We start from the raw sequence: 21,733 nt of genomic DNA, 5'->3' as shown, positions 1-21,733 counted from the left end.
CTATGCCCCGCACCGTTTTCTGCCAGTACGAACAACGCGACGCCGAAGGCCTGGACTTCGTGCCCTACCCCGGCGAACTGGGCCAGCGCATCTTCAACCACATCGGCAAGCCGGCGTGGGCCGCGTGGCTGGCGCACCAGACCATGCTGATCAACGAAAACCGGCTGTCGCCGCGTGATCCCAAGCACCGCGCGTTCCTGGAAGAGGAACTGGTGAAGTACCTGTTCAGCGGTGGCGCCGAAAAGCCGGCCGGATTCGTTCCGGAGGCGTGACCGGCTCTGATACCGACCAACGGTCGGTATCTACCGCAAGGATGGGACGGCCCCGAGATGGCGGTGCCTTCTTCGATATGCCTTGGCCGGCCAGCGGCCGGCACTACCGGGTTGGCGCCTGCTGGCCTTCTTCGCGCTCCTGCAGCTGCGCCTGCCGCAGCTCCTGCTCGGAGGCGCGCAGCGCCTTGGTATCGAGCTTGCGGATGCTGCTGATGAAGCACGGCATGTTCATCGGTCCGGGCGTGGGGTCGCGCACCAGCACCTTGTCGAAGCGCGCCGACACACGGCCGACCCGGCTGGTCAGGCCGATCGCCGGGGCGTAGTCCAGCCCCTGGCACGGCCCGGTCAGTTCGAGCAGATAGCCTTCGCTCGGGCGCGTCCACACCGCCAGCGCGCTGTCGCCCAGTTCGGTCCAGCCTGACAGCGAACCATACAGTGGCATGTCCTGCTGCGGCGGCCCGGCGTGGGCGCGGTAGAGATCGAGCTTCTGCGCGGTGGATAGGCGGCCGGTACTGGCGCACGCGGCCAGCCCAAGGCACAGGGCCGCGATGGCGAGGGTCTGCTTCATGACGCCTCCTGCTGGAGAATGTGCGCCGATGATGCGCCGCCCGGCGTGGTCCCGGCGAGAGGAACCCGCCGGGTGTTCAGCGCCCAGGCAGGCACCGATGCCTGCTCAGACCTCGCTGTGGGCCAGGCTGTGCAGCCGCCCTTCGCGCAGCTCCAGCACGCGGTCCAGCTTGCGCGCCAGCGAGCGATCATGGGTCACCAGCACCAGGCTGGTGTGGTGCGCGCGGTTGAGCTCCAGCATCAGCTCGAACACGGTCGCCGCCGTCTTGTCATCCAGGTTGCCGGTCGGCTCGTCGCCGAGCACGCAGGCCGGTCGGTTGACCAGCGCGCGGGCGACGGCAGCGCGCTGGCGCTCACCACCGGAGAGTTCACCGGGTTTGTGGTCCAGGCGATGGCCCAGGCCGACCGATTCCAGCAGCGCCTGCGCACGGGTGCGCGCGTCCACCACTTCTTCGCCCCCGAGCAGCACCGGCATCATCACGTTTTCCAGCGCGGTGAATTCGGGCAGCAGGTGGTGGAACTGGTAGACGAAGCCGAGCGCGCGGTTGCGCAGCCGGCCGCGCTGGCTGTCGGACAGGCCGGACATGCGCTGGCCGGCCACATAGACCTCGCCCGCCGTCGGGGTATCCAGGCCGCCCAGCAGGTGCAGCAGGGTGCTCTTGCCGGCGCCGGAGGCACCGATGATGGCCACGGTTTCGCCCGCGGCCACGCGCAGGTCCAGCCCGTTGAACACGGGCGTCTGCATGCGGCCTTCGGCGTAGGTCTTGGCCAGGGCTTCGGCGCGGATGACTTCCTCGCCCAGGGTGAGTGCTTCATTCATAACGCAGGGCCTCCGCCGGCTGGGTGCGTGCCGCGCGCCAGGCGGGATACAGAGTGGCAAGGAAGCTCATGACCAGCGCCACGGCGGTGATCACGATGATGTCCGGGGTCTGCATATCGGTCGGCAGGCCGGTGATGTAGTAGACGTCTTCCGGCAGCAGCTTGACGTTGAACAGGGTCTCGATCGCCCCGAGGATGCGCTCCAGGTTCAAGGTCAGGGTGATGCCGCCGACCACGCCGAGCACGGTGCCGAAGATGCCGATCAGCGAGCCCTGCACCATGAACACCTGCATGACCCCGCCCGGGGTGAGCCCGAGCGTGCGCAGGATCGCGATGTCGGCCTGTTTGTCGGTCACCAGCATCACCTGCGAGGAGACCAGGTTGAAGGCGCCCATGGCAATGATCAGCGAGAGCAGGATGCCCATCACCACCTTCTCCATGCGCAGCGAGTGGTAGAGGTTGGCGTTCTGCTGGGTCCAGTCGCTGACGCGGTAGGCACCGGTCAGGTTGTGGGCCAGATCGACGCCGACGTCCAGCGCCTTGTCCATGTCATGCAGCTTCAGGCGCACGCCGGTGACACCGTCGATGCGCAGCACTTTTTCCAGATCGGCCATGTTGGCGTATGCCACGCCGCGGTCGACCTCGTTGTAGCCGGCTTCGAAGATGCCGCTGACGGTGAAGCGTTTCATGCGCGGGATCGCACCGATCGGCGTGCCCTGCACTTCCGCCAGCGTCACCAGCACGGTATCGCCGACGCCGACGCCGAGGTAGATCGCCAGCTCCTTGCCGACCAGCAGGTTGTAGCTGCCCGCGGTCAGGCTGTCGAAACTGCCCTTCGTGACCTTCTCGTTGATGACCGAGACGTTCGGCTCCAGCGCCGGGTCGATGCCCTGCACGATGGCGCCCTGCACGCGGGGACCGCTGAGCATGGCCTGGATTTCGATGTACGGCGCCGCGCCGGCAACACGCGGATCCTTTTTCGCCACCTCCACCGCATGCGCCCAGTCGGCCATCGGGGCGCCGTCGGTGGTGATGGTGGTATGCGCGGTCATCTGCAGCAGTCGATCGCGGATTTCCTTCTGGAAACCGCTCATGACCGCCAGCGTGGTGATCAGCACGGTCACGCCCAGGGCAATGCCGAGGATCGAGGCCATGGAGATGAAGGAGATGAAGCCGTTGCGGCGTTTGGCGCGCAGGTAGCGCAGGCCAATCGAGACAGGTATGGGTTTGAACATGCAGGTACGCCGGACAATTCAGGCTATGGTGCCACTGCAGGGGGTGAACGGGAAATGCAGTGTGCCCGGACGGCTAGTCGCAGTTCACGTGCCTGCCCCTGCGGGAGGGTATCGGGCCAGAACAAACGCCAGTGGCGGCGCCCCTCGTGCCGCCAGGCCAGCTGCACCAGCGGGCCGCGGCGCCGCATCTGCAGCGCCTCGACCGGCTCGCCATCCACCTGTGCCGGGTCTTCGTCCGCCGGAATCACGAATACGCAGCCCGGGCGGTGCGCATATCGCCACGCCTCCCGCCAGGTGCCGGCCATCGCCGCCATGCCCAGCACCAGACCCCAGGGCGCGGGCAGATCGGTCGACCACAGCGCCCAGGGCATCAGCGCCCCCATGGCGATCAGCGCGCGGCACTGCCAGCGCGAGGGATGCCACTCACGCCGGAAGGGCGCGGATCCGGGCGATGAGGGCGGCGGGCGCGGCATGCGGGCACTCCTCGTAGCCCATGAACCAGCGCCACAACTTATCGTCCTCGCTCTCGAGCAGGAACAGGAAAACCTCGCGCTCGTCTGTCGGTGCCTGCAGCCAGCAACGGTCCAGGTAACGGCCGAACAGCTGGTCCAGCTCGCGCATGCCGCGGCGGCAACGCCAGCGCAGTTTTTTCAGTTCGGTTGCTTCATCCATTTTCTGCGTTTCCAGATAAGGCAAAGCCACGCATGGCGTGGCTCTACCGTTTCGATCCTTTTCTGCAAAGCCACGCATGGCGTGGCGCTGCAGGACACACCTGGATCAGGCGCGGCGCGCCATCATCAGCTTCTTGATCTCGGCAATGGCCAGCGCCGGGTTCAGGCCCTTCGGGCAGGTGCGCGAGCAGTTCATGATGGTGTGGCAGCGGTACAGCTTGAACGGGTCTTCCAGCTCGTCCAGGCGCGCACCGGTGTCTTCATCGCGCGAGTCGATGATCCAGCGGTAGGCCTGCAGCAGGATGGCCGGGCCCAGGTAACGCTCGCCGTTCCACCAGTAGCTCGGGCAGCTGGTCGAGCAGCACGCGCACAGGATGCACTCGTACAGGCCGTCCAGCTTCTTGCGGTCTTCCGGCGACTGCAGGCGCTCGCGATCCGGCGGCGGCGGCGTCTGGGTACGGATCCACGGCTTGATCGAGGCGTACTGCGCGTAGAAGTGGGTCAGGTCCGGCACCAGATCCTTGACCACGCTCATGTGCGGCAGCGGGTAGATCGGCACTTCGGCCTTGCCGCAGTCGGCAATCGCGCGGGTGCAGGCCAGCGTATTGGTGCCGTCGATGTTCATCGCGCACGAACCGCAGATGCCCTCGCGGCACGAACGACGGAAGGTCAGGGTCGGATCGATCTCGTTCTTGATCTTGATCAGCGCGTCCAGGACCATCGGGCCGCAGGCGTCCAGATCGATCTCATACGTATCGGTGCGCGGATTGCTGTCGTCGTCGGGACTCCAGCGGTAGATCTTGAAGGTGCGGGTGTTCTTCGCACCGGTCTGGGCGGGGAAGTGCTTGCCCTTTCCGATCTTGGAATTCTTGGGGAGGGAAAACTCGGCCATGGCTGTTCTCGTTGGCTCAGGCGGCTCGCGCTGCGGAGCAGGCGCGGGTAGCACGGAAGATGAGGAAGTCGACACCACCGGCCAGCGGCGCACGCGCCACCCCACCCGTGCGGGTGGCGGCGGTCGCGAGCGCTGCGTGGACGGAGGTCATGCCGCAGGTCTCTTAGTAAACGCGCGGCTTGGGCGGGACGACGTCCACGTCCTTGCTGAGCGTGTACATGTGGACCGGACGGTAGTCGAACTCGCACTTGCCGTTTTCGTCGACGTTGACCAGCGTGTGCTTCTGCCAGTTGATGTCGTCGCGGTCCGGGAAGTCCTCATGCGCATGCGCGCCGCGGCTTTCCTTGCGCTGTTCGGCCGAGTTGATCGTCGCCACCGCGTTGAGCAGCAGGTTGTTCAGCTCGTAGGTTTCGATCAGGTCCGAGTTCCACACCAGCGAACGGTCGGAGACCTTGACGTCCTGGAAGGAGTCGAAGATCTCGGCCATCTTGCTGCAGCCCTCTTCCAGCGTCTTGCTGGTACGGAACACCGCCGCGTCGTTCTGCATGGTGCGCTGCATGCGGTCGCGGATGACCGAGGTCGGGGTGTCGCCGTTGGCGTAACGCAGCTTGTCGAGCAGGCCCAGGGCCTTGTCGCAGGCATCGGACGGCAGGGTCTTGTGCGGTGCGCCGGACTTGATGGTGTCGGCGCAGCGGTTGGCCACCGCACGGCCGAACACGACCAGATCCAGCAGCGAGTTCGAGCCCAGGCGGTTGGCGCCGTGCACGGACACGCAGGCCGCTTCGCCGATGGCGTACAGGCCCGGCACGACCGCATCGGGGTTGTCGCCGACCTTGCGCACGACTTCGCCGTGGTAGTTGGTCGGGATGCCGCCCATGTTGTAGTGCACGGTCGGGATGACCGGGATCGGCTGGGAGTGCACGTCCACGCCGGCGAAGATGCGGGCGCTTTCGGCGATACCCGGCAGCTTGTCGTCGATGACGCCCGGGCCGAGGTGGGTCAGGTCGAGCAGGATGTGATCCTTGTGCTCGCCGACGCCGCGGCCTTCGCGGATCTCGATGGTCATCGAACGCGACACCACGTCGCGCGAAGCCAGATCCTTGTAGTGCGGTGCATAGCGCTCCATGAAGCGCTCGCCGTTGCTGTTGCGCAGGATGCCGCCTTCGCCGCGCACGCCCTCGGTGATCAGGCAGCCCGCGCCGTAGATGCCGGTCGGGTGGAACTGCACGAACTCCATGTCCTGCATCGGCAGGCCGGCACGCATGACCAGACCGCCGCCGTCGCCGGTGCAGGTGTGGGCCGAGGTGGCGCTGAAGTAGGCGCGGCCGTAGCCGCCGGTGGCCAGCACCACGCCATGGGCGCGGAACAGGTGCAGCGAGCCGTCGGCCATGTCCAGCGCGAGCACGCCGCGGCAGACGCCTTCGTCATCGAAGATCAGGTCGAGCGCGAAGTACTCGATCATGAAGCGCGCGTTGTGGGCCAGCGACTGCTGGTACAGCGTGTGCAGCATGGCGTGGCCGGTACGGTCGGCGGCGGCGCAGGTGCGCTGCGCGGACGGGCCTTCGCCGTACTTGGTGGTCATGCCGCCGAACGGGCGCTGGTAGATCTTGCCCTCTTCGGTACGGCTGAACGGCACACCGTAGTGTTCCAGCTCGATGATGGCCGGGATCGCTTCGCGGCACATGTACTCGATGGCGTCCTGGTCACCCAGCCAATCCGACCCCTTGATGGTGTCGAAGAAGTGGTAGCGCCAGTCGTCTTCGCCCATGTTGCCCAGCGCGGCGGAAATACCACCCTGCGCGGCCACGGTGTGCGAACGGGTCGGGAAGACCTTGGTCAGACAGACCGTCTGCAGGCCCTTGGCGGCAAGGCCGAACGTGGCGCGCAGGCCAGCACCGCCGGCGCCGACCACGACCATGTCGTACTTGTGTTCCGTAATCTTGTAAGCGGACATCTAATCTGGATTCCTGTCTTGGTGCCTGGACTCAGGCGACGCCGAGCGCGATGCGGGCGACCGCAAAAACACTGACGATCCCGCCGAGCACGGCGATGAACTTCACCGTGGTCTGCAGCGCCAGGGCCAGCAGCGAATTGTGGATGTAGTCTTCCAGCACGACCTGCAGGCCGAGCTGGGCATGCCAGAACATCGCGACCAGGAAGCCGACCAGCAGCACCGCGTTCCACGGCTTGGACACCGCGTCGGTGGCGGTCACGTAATCGGCGCCGATCAGGCTCAGCACGAACACCAGGAACCAGATGGTCAGGCCGACCAGCGCGGTGGCGGTCAGGCGCTGCAGCACGAAATGCTCGGTGCCGGTCTTGGCGGCGCCCAGGCCACGCACGTTCTTCAGCGGGGTACGGTACTTGTTCATGCGGCCGCTCCCATGAAGACATAGGCCCAGATCAGGGCGGTGATCACCAGGCTGGCGAAGACCGAGACCCAGCTGCTGCGCACGAAGGCGGGAATGGAGAAGCCGATCGCGAAGTCCTGCACGATATGGCGGATGCCATTGCACAGGTGGTAGGCGAAGGACCAGCTCCAGGCGAACAGGAACAGCTTGCCGTACCAGCTGCCGGCATGGCCGGTGAAGCAGTTCCAGGATTCAGGGCCCATCATCAGGGCGAGCAGGCCGCCGGCGATGATCAGGGCTCCAACAGACAGAAAGATGCCGGTGGCTCGATGCAGGATCGAGGTGGCCATCTGAATCTGCCAGCGATACACCTGAAGGTGCGGGGAAAGGGGACGTTCTCTGGCGGCCATTCGCTGGGCTCGTTGTCTCGGCTGGGCGGCGCAATGCCGCGTTGGCTCAATGCTGATCAGAAATCGATGCAGCGTCCGTTTTTTTCCCAATCTCCGTACCGCACCGGATCAAGTCCGCCGCGGCCGCCGATTTCCAAAGGCAATGCCTCGGTCTCGGGAAGCGGCTGCTTCTCCGGTACCAGCGTGCCTTCAGCTTCAGAATCTGGAGTGGGGGTTGTTTGGCCTATCATGGGTGTTCTCGCAACGCACAAATTTTAGACCCCGTTCACGTGCCTGACAACCTGCCCTCCGATTTCGCCGGCTTTTCGCGCCTCCCCGGTCACCAGCTGCTCAGCCTCAGCGGTGCCGATGCGGCCGCGTTCGCCCATGCCCAATTCTCCAGCGATGTCACCGCCCTGCCCCTGCGGCATTGGCAGTGGAGCGCCTGGCTGACGGCCAAGGGCCGCACCATTGCTGTGTTCCAGCTGTTGCGGCTGGACGAGGAGCGCATCGTGCTGCTGCTCGCCGACGGCGATGCCGATGCGATTGCGTCGCAGTTGCAGCGTTTTGTATTCCGCCGCAAGGTCCGGATCGAGGTGCGCAACGACCTGGCCGTGGTGGCGAGCTTCACCGCCCCCGAAGCGGCCTCCGGCGCCGCGATTGCGCAACTTGGTGGCGAAACCGTGGAATTGGACCTGGGCAGCGATGCGCTTCCGCGCAGCCTGCGGATCGGTGCCGCCGATGCCGTGGCCGCCGTCGCGGACAGCGCGGATATCGCACTGGCCTGGCGCCAGTCCGACCTGCGCTATGGGCTGCCGCGACTGGACGCCGATCAGCGTGAACAGTGGACGCCACAGCAGCTGGGGCTGGACCGCCTGAACGGGTACAGCGTCAAGAAAGGCTGCTACCCGGGCCAGGAAATCGTGGCCCGCACCCATTTCCTGGGCAAGGCCAAGCGCGCCCTGCAGCTGCTGCGGGTCGTGGAGGGCACGACCAGCGGCACGCAGGTGCAGCAGAACGAGGCGGCGATCGGCACGGTCGCCTCGGTGGCCGGTGACCTGGCCCTGGCGGTGCTGCCGCTGGAAATCGCGCCCGCGCCTTTGACGGTTGGCGGGGTCGACGCCGCCCACCTGCCCTTGCTGGACGGCCTGGCGCGGTAACAGGCATCGACCGTTGGTCGATGCGTACGCGCCCCGGTCCGATCGCGGTCACGACCAACGGTCGTGACCTACCGCACGGCAGGCGCCGACCGTTGGTCGGCGCGCCCCGTAACCCGTCTGCGCCTTAGGCGTCGTTCAAGCGCTCGCCGGTCTCTGCATCGAAGAAATGCAGGCCCTGCGGATGGATCGCCACGCGGATCGGCTCGCCGACCGACGGCAACGCCTGCGGCGCCACGCGCATCACCAATGGCTGGCCGCCGCTGGTCATGTTGACGAAGATCTCGTTGCCGACCGGTTCGATGCCGTCGATCATCGCCTCGAACGCGGTCGCATCCCCGGCCGCGGCCGGCTGCAGATGCTCCGGGCGCACGCCCACGGCGATCGCCTTGCCGACCCACGCCTGATCGATCCGGGCCTGGCCCAGCGGCGCGGTCAGTGCGGTGTCCTGCACGGCATAGCCACTGTCGGTGTGCTGCAGGGTGCCGCGCAGCACGTTCATCGCCGGGCTGCCGAGGAAGCCGGCCACGAACAGATTGGCCGGACGGTCGTACAGCGCCATCGGGGTGTCGATCTGCTGGATCACGCCATCCTTGAGCACCACGATCCGCTGGCCCAGGGTCATCGCTTCGACCTGATCGTGGGTCACGTAGATCATCGTGGTGCCGAGCTTGCGATGCAGCTGCGCGATTTCCGTGCGCACGCTGTGGCGCAGCTTGGCGTCCAGGTTGGACAGCGGCTCATCCAGCAGGAACACCGCCGGCTCGCGCACCAGCGCCCGGCCCAGCGCGACGCGCTGGCGCTGGCCGCCGGACATCGCCTTGGGCAGCTTGTCGAGCATGTCGGTCAGGCCGAGCGTTTCGGCCGCTTCGCCCACCCGCTTGCTGATCGTGGCCTTGTCGTGCCCCCGCAGCTTCAGACCGAAGGCCAGGTTCTCGGCCACGGTCATGTGCGGGTACAGCGCATAGCTCTGGAACACCATGGCGATGTCGCGATCTTTGGGCGCCACGTCGTTGACCACGCGGTCGCCGATCGTCAGCGTGCCGCCACTGATTTCTTCCAGGCCGGCGACCATGCGCAGCAGTGTGGACTTGCCACACCCCGACGGCCCCACCAGCACCATCAATTCACCATCGGCCACTTCGAAGGTCGCGCCCTGCACGGCCACCTGACCGTTGTCGTAGACCTTGCGAACGCCCTGCAACTGCACTTTTGCCATATCACCATTCCAGTCCGCCCGGTCTCCGGGCTGTTATGCGGAACTGCCTTCGGCCCTCCCGATGGCAGGTCGATGGCGTGGTGCCGCATGACGGCGACCACTGCAATCGAATACAGTCTGCGCATTCTGCCATGTAAACGTTTTCACGTGGCACTATCCGATAGTCGGCCGTGACCTGGATGCCGGGGAGGATGCGATATCCCCCACGACACCGGGTTGGCAGGCCATCATGCCGGGCGGAATCCATGGGGCGTGCTGCACCTGCAACAAGCAGACAACGGACCCCGCCCGACCCCCGAGAACATAGACGAGAAGCGATTGACAACGATGTCACCCGGATCTGAAACTCGAGCGATGCACGACACCCTTTTCCTGTTTGGCGCCACAGGTGACCTGGCCCAGCGCTATCTGTTCCCCTCGCTGCTGCGATTGCTGGGCGACGGCCTGCTCCCCGAGGACTTCAAGGTCCGTGCGCTGGCGCTGTCGCCGCACGATACCGAAGCCTTCCGCGAGATCCTGCGCCCGCGCCTGCAGCAGGCCATGCCGATGGCCAGCCAGGACGACATCCACTCGCTGCTGCAGCGCATCGACTACCGCTCGGTGGATCTGCGCAATCCGGACTCGGTGGCCGAATCGGTCAGCGATCTGGTCGACCGCCACTGCGTGAGCTACCTGGCCATTCCGCCGGGGCTGTACATCTCCACCTGCGAAGGGCTGGCCAAGGGCGGCGCGTTGGCCGCTCCGCACCGCCTGATGCTGGAGAAGCCGATCGGCAGCGACAGTGCCAGCGCCGAGGAGATCATCTCCACCATCGGCCAGTGGATCGACGAAGACCGCGTGTTCCGCCTGGATCACTACCTGGGCAAGGCCGCGGTGCAGAACCTGATCGCGCTGCGCTTCGGCAACACGCTGCTCGAGGCGGTATGGAACCGCAACTACATCGAATCGGTGCACATCCTGGTCGCCGAGAGCGAGGGCGTGGACGGTCGCGATGCCTACTACGCCCGCTCCGGCGCGCTGCGCGACATGGTCCAGAGCCATATCCTGCAGTTGCTGTGCCTGGTCGCGATGGAACCCCCGGCCTCGCTGGAAGCCGACCGCATCCGCGATGAAAAGGTCAAAGTGCTGCGCGCCTTGCGCCCGCTCACCGCCAAGCACGCCGCACGCGACAGCGTCCGCGGCCGCTACACCGCCGGCACCATCAACGGCCAGCCCGCGCAGGCCTACCAGCCGCCGGAAGGCAGCGATGTGGAAACCTTCGCCGGGGTCACCGCGCATATCGACAACTGGCGCTGGTCCGGGGTGCCGTTCCATCTGGTCACCGGCAAGCGCCTGGCCGAGCGCACCACCCGCGTGGTGGTCACGCTGAAGCCGGTCACCCACTGGCTGTTCGAGCGCCCGCACCGCCGCAACGCGACCCCGAACCGCATCACCTTCCAGCTGCAGCCGCAGGAAAACATCGAGCTGGGCCTGATGAGCTCGCTGGCCGGCCCGGAATGGGGCGCGCTGGAGCTGCATCCGCTGGAACTGGAACTGTCCGTGCCGACCGGCCTGCACCGTCGCATCGCCTACGAGCGCCTGTTCCTGGATGCGTTCAACGGCAACCATGCGCTGTTCGTGCGCGATGACGAAGTGCGCGCCGCCTGGGCCTGGATCGACAGCGTCAGCGACGCGTGGAAGGAAGCCAAGCTGCCACTGCAGCCCTACCCGGCCGGCGAATGGGGTCCGCGGGAAGCCACCGGCTTCCTGCCCGCCGACGCCGAGGCCGACGCTGTCCACGGTGATCAGGCATGACGGTGTTGTCCCAGCCGGTCCTCGTCGCGGATATCGGAGGCACCAACGCACGCTTCGCCCTGGCCGATACCTCGCTGGCCGCGCCGCTGCAGCAGGACAGCATCCGCGAGTTCCGCGTCGCGGAGTTCCCGTCGCTCGGTGAGGCGGCGCGCCACTATCTGGACGAGATCGGCGCGGAGGCAAAACGCGGCGTGTTCGCCGTGGCCGGCCGCGTCGACGGTGACGAGGCGCGCATCACCAATCACCCGTGGGTGATCTCGCGCATGCGCACCGCGCACATGCTCGGCTTCGACGAGCTGCACCTGATCAACGACTTCGCCGCCCAGGCGATGGCGATTTCGCTGCTGCAGCCGCAGGACGTGATCCAGGTCGGCGGCGCGGCGTGGGTGCCGGGCAAACCCGGCCAGCCGCGCAACTATGCGGTGATCGGCCCGGGCACCGGGCTGGGCGTGGGCGGGCTGATCCTGCGCCACGGCCGCTGCTACCCGCTGGAAACCGAAGGCGGCCACGTCAGCTTCCCGCCGGGCACGCCGGAGGAGATCCGCATTCTGGAAATCCTGTCCGAACAGTTCGGCCGTGTCTCCAACGAGCGCCTGATCTGCGGCCCGGGCCTGGTGAACATCCATCGCGCCGTGTGCGAGATGGCCGATATCGATCCGGGCCAGCTGCAGCCAGTGGACGTCACCGCGCGTGCGCTGCATGGCGACCCGCAGGCGATGCGCACCGTGGATGTGTTCTGCGCGGTGTTCGGCGCGATCGCCGGCGACCTGGTGCTGATGCAGGGCGCCTGGGACGGCGTGTTCCTGACCGGCGGCCTGGTGCCCAAGATGCTCGATTCGCTGCAGCACTCCGGCTTCCGCCAGCGCTTTGAACACAAGGGCCGCTTCTCTTCGATCATGTCCAAGGTGCCGTCACTGGCGGTAATGCACCCCAGCCCCGGCCTGCTCGGCGCGGCCGCATATGCGGCGGATGTGGAACGCGATCTGCCGGGAGGCACCGCATGAATACCCTGGATACGTCCGACCGTTTCACCCTGGTCCGCCACGGCGATGCCGATGGCTGGATCGAAGCCGTGGCCGCCGAAATGGCCGCCGAGCTCAACCGCGACATCGCCGAATTCGGGCGGGCGCGCATGCTGCTCTCCGGCGGCACCACGCCGGCGCCGATCTACCAGGCGCTGGCCGAGCTGGACGTTCAGTGGGACCGGGTGGAAGTGAGCCTGGTCGATGAGCGCTGGCTCTCGCCGCAGGATCGCGACAGCAATGCATGGCTGGTGAAGGAGAGCTTCCTCACCCGTGCCGAAGGCGCGCATTTCGATCCGCTGGTGCGGGTCGGCAAGCCGCTGCCCGAGTGCGTCTACAGCGCCAACCTGCAGGCCCAGCACAGCCAGCGGCCCTGCCTGAGCGTGCTCGGCATGGGCAATGACGGCCACACCGCCTCGTTGTTCCCGGGCTCGAAGGATCTGACCCGCGCACTGGAAAGCACCCTGCCCTACGCGGCGCTGGATGCCACCGGCTGCCCCGGTGCGAACCAGTGGCCGCTGCGCATCACCCTCACGCCACACGGCCTGAAGCAGAGCCGCCAGCGCCTGTTGCTGCTGCGTGGCAAGCAGAAGCTGGAAGTGCTCAAGCACGCGCTGGAAAGCAACAATCCGCAGCTGTATCCCATCCTCAACGCGATCGATCTCGACGGCGCGAAACTGCGCGTCCACTGGTGTGACTGAGTTGCCCCGGTGTTGTTCCGTTCGCCTTCTCATAGCCGGTAGCCAATGAGCCTGCATCCCAAACTCCATGCCATCACCGAGCGCATCGTCCAGCGCAGCGTCGCCTCCCGCGCCGCCTACCTGGCCGGTGTCGACGCGGCGCTGCGCGACGGTCCGTTCCGTTCGCGCCTGAGCTGCGGCAACCTCGCCCACGGGTTCGCCGCGTGCGGCCCGACCGACAAGTCGCGCCTGCGCGGCGGCGTGACGCCCAATCTGGGCATCATCACCGCGTACAACGACATGCTCTCGGCGCACCAGCCGTTCGAGCACTACCCGGAGATCCTGCGCGAGACCGCGCGCGAACTCGGCGCGACCGCACAGGTCGCCGGTGGCGTGCCGGCGATGTGCGACGGCGTCACCCAGGGCCGCGGCGGCATGGAGCTGTCGCTGTTCTCGCGCGATGTGATCGCCCAGTCGACCGCGATCGGCCTGAGCCATGACATGTTCGATGCCAGCGTCTACCTCGGCGTCTGCGACAAGATCGTGCCGGGCCTGCTGATCGGTGCGCTCGCCTTCGGCCACCTGCCAGCGATCTTCCTGCCGGCCGGCCCGATGACCCCGGGCATTCCGAACAAGCAGAAGGCCGAAGTGCGCGAGCGCTATGCGGCCGGCCAGGCGACCCGCGAGGAACTGCTGGAAGCCGAAGCCGCCTCGTACCACGGCGCCGGCACCTGCACCTTCTATGGCACCGCCAACTCCAACCAGACCCTGCTCGAGGCGATGGGCGTGCAGATGCCGGGCGCCTCGTTCGTCAATCCGGATACGCCGCTGCGCGATGCACTGACCCGCCAGGCGGCAGTGCGTGCGCTGGAGATCAGCGCGCTGGGCGACGACTTCCGTCCGCTCGGCCGCCTGATCGACGAACGCGCGATCGTCAACGCCGTGGTCACCCTGATGGCCACCGGCGGCTCGACCAACCACACCATCCACTGGATCGCAGTGGCGCGTGCGGCCGGGATCGTGCTGACCTGGGACGACATGGACCAGCTCTCACAGCTGATCCCGCTGCTGGCCCGCGTCTATCCGAACGGCGAAGCCGACGTGAACCGCTTCGCGGCCGCGGGCGGCACCGCGTTCGTGTTCCGTGAGCTGATGGAGGCCGGCCTGATGCACGCCGACCTGCAGACCGTGGCCGAAGGCGGCATGCCGCAGTACGGCCAGGAGCCGGCGCTGCGCGACGGCAAGCTGACCTACATCGATGGTGTGCGCGAGAGCGCCGATCCGGATGTGGTGCGTGGCGTGGCCAATCCGTTCGAATCCCAGGGCGGCCTGCGCCTGCTGCGCGGCAATCTCGGTCGCTCGCTGATCAAGCTGTCGGCGGTGAAGCCGGAGTTCCGCACGATCGAAGCGCCGGCGGTGGTGGTCGATGCGCCGCAGGTGCTGAACAAGCTGCACGCGGCCGGCGTGCTGCCGCACGATTTCGTTGCGGTGGTCCGCTACCAGGGCCCGCGCTCCAACGGCATGCCGGAGCTGCATTCGTTGGCGCCGCTGCTGGGCCTGCTGCAGAACCAGGGGCGCCGGGTGGCGCTGGTCACCGATGGTCGTCTGTCGGGTGCCTCGGGCAAGTTCCCGGCGGCGATCCACATGACGCCGGAAGCGTCGCGCGGCGGTCCGCTGGCGCGGGTGCGCGAGGGCGACATCATCCGTCTGGATGGTGAGGCCGGCACGCTGGAGCTGCTGGTGGACGCGGCGGAGTTCGCGGCACGCGAGCCGGCGCCGAACACGGCACCGGCGGGGCACGATCTGGGCCGCAATCTGTTCGCGATGAGCCGCCGTCTGGTGGGTCCGGCCGATCAGGGCGCGATGTCGATTTCGTGCGGGCCGGCGGCCGATGACGGCAGCATCTGGAATTACGATGCGGAATATGAGCTTGGGCATGATGCGGCGGCTGCGGATGCGCCGCATGAGGCGAAAGACGCCTGAGCTGATGCAGCGGTAAGGTGTCCTGGTTGAGGCAGCGGATGGCCCCAACCAGGACGCGCCGTGAACCCATCCATGGGGGCTCGTAAAGCGGCATCCATGCCGCTTAACGGTCCTGGTTGGGGCCATCCGCTGCCTCCGGACACTTTTCGGCGCGTCGTTGGCGTCGTACTTTTTGGAATAAGGATTGGAAACGCATGAGCATCGCCGAACATCAGAAACGCGCTGAAACCCTGTTGACGGCTGCTGGCATTCTGCCGGTGGTGACGGTGCATACGCTGGATCAGGCCCGTGCGGTCAGCGCGGCGTTGCTGGAGGGCGGGCTGCCCGCGATCGAGCTGACGCTGCGCACGCCGGTGGCGATGGAAGCACTCGCGATGCTCAAGCGCGAGCTGCCGGATGTGGTGGTGGGTGCGGGCACGGTGTTGACCGTGGAGCAGATGCAGCAGTCGATCGATGCGGGGGCGGATTTCCTGGTCACGCCGGGTACGCCGGCGCACATGGCCGATGCGTTGGCACAGGCGGCGTTGCCGGTGGTGCCGGGTGCGGCGTCGCCGACCGAAATGCTGGCGCTGTATGCGCGCGGCTTCCGGGTCTGCAAGCTGTTCCCGGCCTCGGCCGTGGGCGGGCTGGCGATGATCAAGGGTCTGGCCGGTCCGATTCCGGATCTGAAGCTGTGCCCGACCGGTGGCATCACCGAAGACACCGCCGCCGAGTACCTGGAGCAGAAGAACGTGGTCTGCATCGGTGGCTCGTGGATGGTGCCGGGCGGTTGGATCGAGCGTGGCGAGTGGGACAAGGTACGCGCGAGTGCGGCCCAGGCCGCGAAGATCGTGGCGCGGGTCCGCGCGCACTGAACGAAAACGCCCGGGCATGCCCGGGCGTTTTTTCATCCACCGCCAGCACGCGGGCTACATCGGTCGCGCCGGATTCACCAAGCCGTACTGGCTGGCCATGCGCGCCAGCGCGATGTTGTCATTGATGCCCATCTTCTCGAACAGGCGCGCCTTGTGCGTGTTGACGGTCTTCGCGCTGAGGCTCAGGCGCTTGGCGATGTCTTCCTGGCGCAGGCCCTGGGTGAGCAGCAGGGCCACTTCCAGTTCGCGCGGGGACAACGTGTCGAACGGCGAGTGGTTGCCTTCCACGTTTGACAGCGCCAGGTTCTGCGCGATGCTGTTGCCCAGGTAACGGCGACCGAGCGCGGCATCGCGCACGGCACGCAGCAGTTCCTGTGCATCGCAGGCCTTGCCGATGTAACCGGAGGCACCGGCTTCGAGCAGACGCTTGGGCATCGGGCCATCTTCAAGGACGGAGACGATCACCACGCGGGTGCCGTGATCGCCACGGACCACGCGTTCGGTGACCTCCATGCCGCTCACGCCCGGCAGGTGCAGATCGCACAGCACGACGTCGGGCCGCAGGCGGCGGATATCCGGCAGCGCATCTTCACCGCTCTCCGCCTCACCGACCACCTCGATGTCGGTCTCGTTGGAGAGGATCATTTTCATGCCGGTACGCACCAGAGCATGATCGTCCACCAGATACACTCGAATCGTCATCCGCCAACCTCGTCAAACACTGTGAACGGGGGCAAGCCTAGCTGCGGGATGTGTCGATCACAAGGAACCCGGTTCCCCGTCATCGCGTTCTGCTCCGCGCATCACAGACGTGCTGTCCTGCCCCTCCCCCTGTGCCTCTCATCCTAGTCTGTTCCAAAGAAACAGCCTATCGATGCGGCGCGTCTTCATGCCGTTTTCGGCCAGTTTACCGCCGTAATGCTCTCAGTGGCGATGCCGCCACGGATGGCGGCGGCGGAACATGACCAGGAAGCACCCTACCACCCAGACCAGGGCGGCACACCAGCCGGCCAGGATGTCGGAGGGGTAATGGACCCCGAGGTAGACCCTCGAGAGGCTCACCAGCACCGCGAAGGTCACCGCCGACAGGGCCACCGGCCAACGCCAGCGGGTGTTCCAGGCCAGCAACACCAGGGTGACGGCCAGGGTCATCGAGCCCATCGCGTGGCCGCTGGGGAAGCTGAAGGTGCTCTCCGGGGCGATCGATTCCCACAGGCTGGGGCGGTCACGCTGGAAGAAACGCTTGCTGCCCACGTTCAGCAGGGCGGAGCCGACGAAGCAGATCGCCACGAAACTGGCTTCGCGCCAGCGTTTGCGCCAGACCAGCAGGGACACGATCAGCACGTCGGCCGGGATCAGGAACCACTCGTAGCCCAGCTTGGAGAGCAGCACGAAGAACGCATCCAGCCCCGGCGAATGCAGCCCGTGCATCTTCCACAGCAGGGGCGCGTCGAAATAGATCGATTCCAGTTCGTGGACTTCGTCGGCCAGCGCGACGAACCCGGCCAGCGGCAACAGCACGCCGACGAACAGCATCACGAAGCGCCAGGCGTTGCGGCCCATCCAGTGGCGGAAACCGGCCGCCTGCTCCGGGGCGGCCAGCACCGCCGGCTTATCCCGCGCGTCGGACATAGGTCCGTTCGACGTATGCGTCGATCAGCGCCACGAAGTCCTGGGCGATGTTGTCGCCGCGCAGGGTCACCGTCTTCTCACCGTCCACGAAGACCGGTGCAGCCGGGGTTTCGCCGGTGCCCGGCAGCGAGATGCCGATGTTGGCGTGGCGCGATTCGCCCGGCCCGTTGACGATGCAGCCCATGACCGCCAGGGTCATGCTTTCCGCGCCGGGGTGGCTCACTTTCCAGACCGGCATCTTCTCGCGCACGTGGTTCTGCACGACCTTGGCCAGTTCCTGGAAGAACTCGGAGGTGGTCCGGCCGCAACCCGGGCAGGCCGTGACCAGCGGCGTGAAGGCTCGCTGCCCGGTGGTCTGCAGCAGTTCCTGGGCGACGATCACCTCGGCCGTGCGCGACTGGCCCGGCTCGGGCGTCAGCGAAATACGGATGGTGTCGCCGATGCCTTCCTGCATCAGCACCGCCAGCGCCGCCGAGGAGGCGACGATGCCCTTGCTGCCGATGCCGGCTTCGGTCAGGCCCAGGTGCAGCGCGAAATCCGAGCGCTGGGCCAGGTCGCGATACACCGCGATCAGTTCCTGCACGCCACTGACCTTGGCCGAGAGCACGATGCGATCGCGCGGCAGGCCGAGCTCGACAGCGGTTTCAGCCGAATCCAGCGCCGATCGGATCAGCGCTTCGCGCAGCACGCGGCCGGCATCCCAGGGCTGTGCGCGCTGGCTGTTCTCGTCCATCAGGCGCGCGGCCAGGGACTGGTCCAGCGAGCCCCAGTTGGCGCCGATGCGGACCGGCTTGTTGTAGCGGATCGCGAACTCGATCAGCTGCGCGAACTGAGTGTCCTTCTTCTTGCCGAAGCCGACGTTGCCCGGGTTGATCCGGTACTTGGCCAGGGCCTCGGCGCAGGCCGGTTCCTGGGTCAACAACTGGTGGCCGTTGTAGTGGAAGTCGCCGATCAGGGGGACATCGATCCCCATCATCTGCAGCTTCTCCACGATCCGCGGGATGGCCGCGGCCGACTCGGGATTGTTGACGGTCAACCGCACCATCTCCGAGCCCGCACGCCACAGTTCGGCCACCTGCTTCACGCTGGAGGCGACATCGGCGGTGTCGGTGTTGGTCATCGACTGCACCACCACGGGATGGCCCCCACCCACGACCACGCCGCCGATATGGACAGGCTGGGTCTGGCGGCGGGCCCACACGGCGGAGTCGGCGGGTTGGGTCGGTCGGGTCACGGCGTCATGCATCCGCCTATTTTAGCGCGCCAGGCGCACGCTGAGGTGCTTGCCGTTGGTTGCCGCTCATGTTGCCCCGCCGCGATGCGGCCGATTGTCGCAGGCAGGCGTTGGCGGGAGCGCATACGATGTGCGGACATGACCGGTACCGACGCCCCCTTCCTCCGCACCCTGTGCAGCCTGCGCTGGCTGGCCGTGGCCGGCCAGGCCGCGACCATCCTGGTCGCCACCTCGGTGCTGGGGCTGGAACTGCCGCAACTGCCGCTGTGGGCCGGCGTTGCCGCGCTGACCCTGTTCAACCTGTACGCGCAGCTGCGTGTCCAGGGCCCCGATACCGCGCCGGTCACCGCGTTCGGCCACATCCTGGTGGATGTCACCGTGCTGACCTGGATGGTGGGCTGGAGCGGCGGCATCGCCAATCCCTTCGGCTCGCTGTTCCTGATCCTGATCGCGCTGGCCGCGCTCGCCCTGCCCCTGCGCTGGACCCTGGCCGTGGCCGCGGCCTGCCTGATCGGTTACGCATTCAGCGGCGTGTTCGGCCTGCCGCTGCCGAGCGGCTACTTCACCGGCGCGCAGATGCAGCAGTGGGGCGTGGTCTGCAACTTCCTGCTGTCGGCGACCGTGGTGCTGGTGTTCGCGACCCGGCTGGCGATCGCCCTGCGCCAGCGCGAGCATGAGCTGGCGATGCTGCGCGAACGCTTCGTGCGCAACGAGGGCATCGTCGCGCTGGCCACCCACGCCGCCTCGGTCGCCCACGAACTCAATACGCCGCTGGCGACCATGACCCTGCTCGCCGACGACATCGCCGACCAGACCGAAAGCAGCGAGGTCCGCGATGACGTGGAAACCCTGCGCGAGCTGCTGGTGCAGTGCCGTGAGCGCGTGCTGGCGCTCGCCCGCCCGGCCGCCGGCGATGCGCCGGGCCGCGACGCGGTGACCCTGCCGCAGGTGCTGGAACAGTGGCGGCTGGTGCGGCCGACCATCGCGCTGCACCGCAATGAAGATGCCCCGCTGACCCTGCCGCTGGACCCGGGCATCGGCCACCTGCTGATGGTGCTGCTCAACAATGCGGCCGACGCCGGCGAGAAGGCCGACCGCGCGCAGGTGGATCTGACGCTGCGCATCGAAGGCGACGATCTGATCGGCGAAGTGCGCGATTACGGCCACGGCTTCGACGCGCGCCAGGCGGTGCTGCCCGGCACGCTGTTCAACAGCGGCAAGACCGACGGCATGGGCGTCGGCCTGGCCCTGTCCCACGCCACCATCGAACGCCTGGACGGCGAGCTGTGGATGCGCCCGGCCAAGGGCGCCGGCACCCGCGTCGGCTTCCGCCTGCCTCTGTCCCCACGGGAGACTTCCGCATGACCACCTTCACTCCGGCGCCCGGCCTGGCCAGCCATGGCCTGCTGGTCGACGACGACGAACTCTATCTGCGCACGCTGCAGCGCAGCCTGGCCCGCAAGGGACTGGAAACCGTGACCGCCAGCGACACCGCCTCGGCGCTGCTGCTGGCGCGGCAACAGCCGCCGGCCTACGCGTTGATCGATCTCAAGCTCGGCACCGAATCCGGCCTGGCCCTGATCCAGCCGCTGCGCGCCCTGCGCGAAGACATGCGGATCCTGCTGGTGACCGGCTATGCCAGCATCGCCACCGCGGTGGAGGCGATCAAGCTCGGTGCGGACGACTATCTGCCCAAGCCGGCCACGGTGCCGATGATCCTGCGTGCGCTCGGCGAGGAAGACGATGGCCCGGCCGACGATGGCGACATGGAGCCGCCGGATGCGATGACGCCGATCAGCCGGCTGCAGTGGGAACACATCCAGCAGGCGATGCATGAGACCGGTGGCAACGTCTCCGCCGCTGCGCGCCTGCTCGGCATGCACCGGCGCTCGCTGCAGCGCAAGCTGGCCAAGCGGCCGAGCCCGGAGCGCGACCCGAGCCGGTGAGGCCGGTGCAATCCGTCCACGTGGGTGCAGCGCGACGTGCTCCCCGAGCCACTGTGTGGCTCGGCTTCCTTCAAGGTTCGAGAAGAATCCGCACGTCCATCCCTTGCGCACGGGCGTGTGCCTGGACTTCCGCGCTCCACTGGACCATCCCTCCGCGCAACAGGTCGCCCCGGCTGGGCAGCACTTCGCGACTGGGGCAGTAAAGATCCAACAGCAGGCGGTTGCGCGCCTCAACGGTCATCTCGGCACCCGCCGAGCTGGCGGCAATCGCGTCCGCTCGCGCAAGAGCACCCTCGTCCAGGGTACCTTCCTCGTGGCGAAGCAGGACCAGAACCGGCACGTCCATCCCCTGCTGCACCGCAGCCTGCAATCGATCATGCCCGTCAAGCACGACATGGGCCTGCAGCCCGCTGACCCACATCAGCAGCACCGGCGGGAGCGTACCCGCGCGGGCATGCCGCGCCCAGGCGTTGACCCGTCCATTCTGGGCGGGCGATGGGGAACGCAACGGAATCGGTGCGAATGGGCTGCCGAAGGTAATGTCCGACCAGTCCAGCGCATCCAATGCAGGGCGTGCCAGTGCAAGGGCAGCCATGTCGGGTCGAATCGAGACCGCAGCGCTGCCATGCAGCGAAGGCTGCAACAACCATTGGCCATCGGCCAAGGGAGAACTGCCGGATCCAGCCAACGCCTCAGCGAAGAATCGGGCCCATCCAGCGCGCGCCCGAGCAGGGTCGGCCGCATGTTTTTCGCGCACCTGGGCGGCCGTGATTGGAGGCACGATGCCGGGGGACAACGGCGAGTCACTGCGAAGCAGGTCTACCCCCCAGTAATCCTTCTCCACCCGGGCCCACAGCATTGCGCGGTCGCCGACGGCCACCCGCAGGCAGTGGGGTGGACATACCGAGACAGTGAATGCAGGCGGCGTGCACGCCGAAACGTCGAGGAGCAGTCCAGCCCAGACCCCGGGCTGCTTTCGCTGCCCGAGATCACGCCAGTGCATGGACACCCCCATC

At 67.1% G+C, this 21,733-nt stretch carries 24 protein-coding genes; 9 read left to right on the top strand and 15 right to left on the bottom strand.

Annotated elements, in window-relative coordinates:
* Nucleotides 1-2: 2 nt before the first annotated feature.
* Nucleotides 3-272 carry an oxidative damage protection protein gene (locus tag ABE424_RS03405; protein WP_019183247.1) on the top strand — a complete coding sequence of 90 codons (270 nt, stop codon included), beginning with the start codon at nt 3-5 and terminating at the stop codon, nt 270-272.
* Between the two features lie 103 nt (nt 273-375).
* On the opposite strand, the gene ABE424_RS03400 is transcribed toward ABE424_RS03405, so the two are convergent.
* The 10 genes from ABE424_RS03400 to ABE424_RS03355 all read right to left on the bottom strand — a co-directional run bounded on the left by ABE424_RS03400 (nt 376) and on the right by ABE424_RS03355 (nt 7,447).
* Nucleotides 376-840: a DUF6491 family protein gene (locus tag ABE424_RS03400; RefSeq protein WP_346477909.1), complete on the bottom strand. Its 465-nt coding sequence runs from the start codon at nt 838-840 to the stop codon at nt 376-378.
* A 105-nt stretch (nt 841-945) separates the two neighbouring features.
* Nucleotides 946-1,659, bottom strand: coding sequence for a lipoprotein-releasing ABC transporter ATP-binding protein LolD (lolD, locus tag ABE424_RS03395; RefSeq protein ID WP_179459209.1), 714 nt, complete (start codon nt 1,657-1,659; stop codon nt 946-948).
* Complete coding sequence (locus tag ABE424_RS03390) at nt 1,652-2,893, bottom strand: lipoprotein-releasing ABC transporter permease subunit (RefSeq protein ID WP_346490838.1); 1,242 nt, start codon at nt 2,891-2,893, stop codon at nt 1,652-1,654. The genes lolD and ABE424_RS03390 overlap by 8 nt, the downstream gene beginning before the upstream one ends.
* Before the next feature lie 23 nt (nt 2,894-2,916).
* Nucleotides 2,917-3,264 (bottom strand): hypothetical protein, encoded by a 348-nt coding sequence (locus tag ABE424_RS03385; protein WP_346490837.1) that lies wholly within the window; start codon nt 3,262-3,264, stop codon nt 2,917-2,919.
* A 52-nt stretch (nt 3,265-3,316) separates the two neighbouring features.
* On the bottom strand, nt 3,317-3,565 hold the full coding sequence (locus ABE424_RS03380) for a succinate dehydrogenase assembly factor 2 (RefSeq protein WP_019183252.1): 249 nt from the start codon (nt 3,563-3,565) through the stop codon (nt 3,317-3,319).
* A 105-nt stretch (nt 3,566-3,670) separates the two neighbouring features.
* Nucleotides 3,671-4,456: a succinate dehydrogenase iron-sulfur subunit gene (locus ABE424_RS03375; RefSeq protein ID WP_088432210.1), complete on the bottom strand. Its 786-nt coding sequence runs from the start codon at nt 4,454-4,456 to the stop codon at nt 3,671-3,673.
* Nucleotides 4,457-4,619: 163 nt separating this feature from the next.
* A complete protein-coding gene (gene sdhA / locus ABE424_RS03370) occupies nt 4,620-6,410 on the bottom strand; it encodes a succinate dehydrogenase flavoprotein subunit (RefSeq protein ID WP_346490836.1) in 1,791 nt (596 codons plus the stop codon).
* A gap of 31 nt (nt 6,411-6,441) precedes the next feature.
* Nucleotides 6,442-6,828: a succinate dehydrogenase, hydrophobic membrane anchor protein gene (gene sdhD / locus ABE424_RS03365; RefSeq protein WP_176989690.1), complete on the bottom strand. Its 387-nt coding sequence runs from the start codon at nt 6,826-6,828 to the stop codon at nt 6,442-6,444.
* The gene (sdhC, locus tag ABE424_RS03360) at nt 6,825-7,217 is read right to left on the bottom strand and encodes a succinate dehydrogenase, cytochrome b556 subunit (protein ID WP_319211256.1); all 393 of its coding nucleotides are present in this window, start codon (nt 7,215-7,217) and stop codon (nt 6,825-6,827) included. Before sdhC ends, sdhD begins: the two co-directional genes overlap by 4 nt.
* Before the next feature lie 56 nt (nt 7,218-7,273).
* On the bottom strand, nt 7,274-7,447 hold the full coding sequence (locus ABE424_RS03355) for a DUF1674 domain-containing protein (RefSeq protein WP_346489128.1): 174 nt from the start codon (nt 7,445-7,447) through the stop codon (nt 7,274-7,276).
* Nucleotides 7,448-7,486: 39 nt separating this feature from the next.
* Between ABE424_RS03355 and ABE424_RS03350 the strand changes: the two genes are divergently transcribed.
* Nucleotides 7,487-8,356: a folate-binding protein gene (locus tag ABE424_RS03350; protein ID WP_346490835.1), complete on the top strand. Its 870-nt coding sequence runs from the start codon at nt 7,487-7,489 to the stop codon at nt 8,354-8,356.
* Between the two features lie 124 nt (nt 8,357-8,480).
* Here ABE424_RS03350 and ugpC read toward each other — a convergent pair whose 3' ends face one another.
* Nucleotides 8,481-9,572 (bottom strand): sn-glycerol-3-phosphate ABC transporter ATP-binding protein UgpC, encoded by a 1,092-nt coding sequence (ugpC, locus tag ABE424_RS03345; RefSeq protein ID WP_346490834.1) that lies wholly within the window; start codon nt 9,570-9,572, stop codon nt 8,481-8,483.
* 354 nt (nt 9,573-9,926) lie between these two features.
* On the opposite strand from ugpC, the gene zwf reads away from it, so the two are divergent.
* The 5 genes from zwf (at nt 9,927) to ABE424_RS03320 (ending at nt 15,905) form a co-directional block, all read left to right on the top strand.
* Nucleotides 9,927-11,366, top strand: a complete 1,440-nt coding sequence (zwf, locus tag ABE424_RS03340) for a glucose-6-phosphate dehydrogenase (protein WP_179459218.1) — start codon at nt 9,927-9,929, stop codon at nt 11,364-11,366.
* Complete coding sequence (gene glk, locus ABE424_RS03335) at nt 11,363-12,370, top strand: glucokinase (RefSeq protein WP_176989684.1); 1,008 nt, start codon at nt 11,363-11,365, stop codon at nt 12,368-12,370. Before zwf ends, glk begins: the two co-directional genes overlap by 4 nt.
* The gene (pgl, locus tag ABE424_RS03330; RefSeq protein WP_179459219.1) at nt 12,367-13,089 is read left to right on the top strand and encodes a 6-phosphogluconolactonase; all 723 of its coding nucleotides are present in this window, start codon (nt 12,367-12,369) and stop codon (nt 13,087-13,089) included. Before glk ends, pgl begins: the two co-directional genes overlap by 4 nt.
* Nucleotides 13,090-13,134: 45 nt before the next feature.
* The gene (gene edd, locus ABE424_RS03325; RefSeq protein ID WP_346490833.1) at nt 13,135-15,051 is read left to right on the top strand and encodes a phosphogluconate dehydratase; all 1,917 of its coding nucleotides are present in this window, start codon (nt 13,135-13,137) and stop codon (nt 15,049-15,051) included.
* Between the two features lie 194 nt (nt 15,052-15,245).
* Nucleotides 15,246-15,905, top strand: coding sequence for a bifunctional 4-hydroxy-2-oxoglutarate aldolase/2-dehydro-3-deoxy-phosphogluconate aldolase (locus tag ABE424_RS03320; RefSeq protein WP_346478637.1), 660 nt, complete (start codon nt 15,246-15,248; stop codon nt 15,903-15,905).
* 54 nt (nt 15,906-15,959) lie between these two features.
* Here the strand turns inward: ABE424_RS03320 and ABE424_RS03315 are convergent, their stop codons facing one another.
* The 3 genes from ABE424_RS03315 to ispG form a co-directional block, all read right to left on the bottom strand.
* The gene (locus ABE424_RS03315) at nt 15,960-16,607 is read right to left on the bottom strand and encodes a response regulator (protein WP_123728958.1); all 648 of its coding nucleotides are present in this window, start codon (nt 16,605-16,607) and stop codon (nt 15,960-15,962) included.
* Between the two features lie 222 nt (nt 16,608-16,829).
* Nucleotides 16,830-17,537: a phosphatase PAP2 family protein gene (locus ABE424_RS03310; RefSeq protein WP_346490832.1), complete on the bottom strand. Its 708-nt coding sequence runs from the start codon at nt 17,535-17,537 to the stop codon at nt 16,830-16,832.
* On the bottom strand, nt 17,518-18,783 hold the full coding sequence (ispG, locus tag ABE424_RS03305; RefSeq protein ID WP_313212901.1) for a flavodoxin-dependent (E)-4-hydroxy-3-methylbut-2-enyl-diphosphate synthase: 1,266 nt from the start codon (nt 18,781-18,783) through the stop codon (nt 17,518-17,520). The genes ABE424_RS03310 and ispG overlap by 20 nt, the downstream gene beginning before the upstream one ends.
* 126 nt (nt 18,784-18,909) lie before the next feature.
* Between ispG and ABE424_RS03300 the strand changes: the two genes are divergently transcribed.
* Both ABE424_RS03300 and ABE424_RS03295 read left to right on the top strand, forming a co-directional pair.
* On the top strand, nt 18,910-20,136 hold the full coding sequence (locus ABE424_RS03300) for an ATP-binding protein (RefSeq protein ID WP_346490831.1): 1,227 nt from the start codon (nt 18,910-18,912) through the stop codon (nt 20,134-20,136).
* Nucleotides 20,133-20,717, top strand: coding sequence for a response regulator transcription factor (locus ABE424_RS03295; RefSeq protein ID WP_179459225.1), 585 nt, complete (start codon nt 20,133-20,135; stop codon nt 20,715-20,717). Before ABE424_RS03300 ends, ABE424_RS03295 begins: the two co-directional genes overlap by 4 nt.
* Before the next feature lie 70 nt (nt 20,718-20,787).
* Here ABE424_RS03295 and ABE424_RS03290 read toward each other — a convergent pair whose 3' ends face one another.
* A complete protein-coding gene (locus ABE424_RS03290; RefSeq protein ID WP_346490830.1) occupies nt 20,788-21,720 on the bottom strand; it encodes a hypothetical protein in 933 nt (310 codons plus the stop codon).
* Between the last annotated feature and the right edge of the window lie 13 nt (nt 21,721-21,733).

Source organism: Stenotrophomonas sp. TWI1149, assembly GCF_039673155.1.
GTDB lineage: Bacteria > Pseudomonadota > Gammaproteobacteria > Xanthomonadales > Xanthomonadaceae > Stenotrophomonas > Stenotrophomonas maltophilia_AA.
This window is presented reverse-complemented; position numbering and strand designations above follow the sequence as displayed.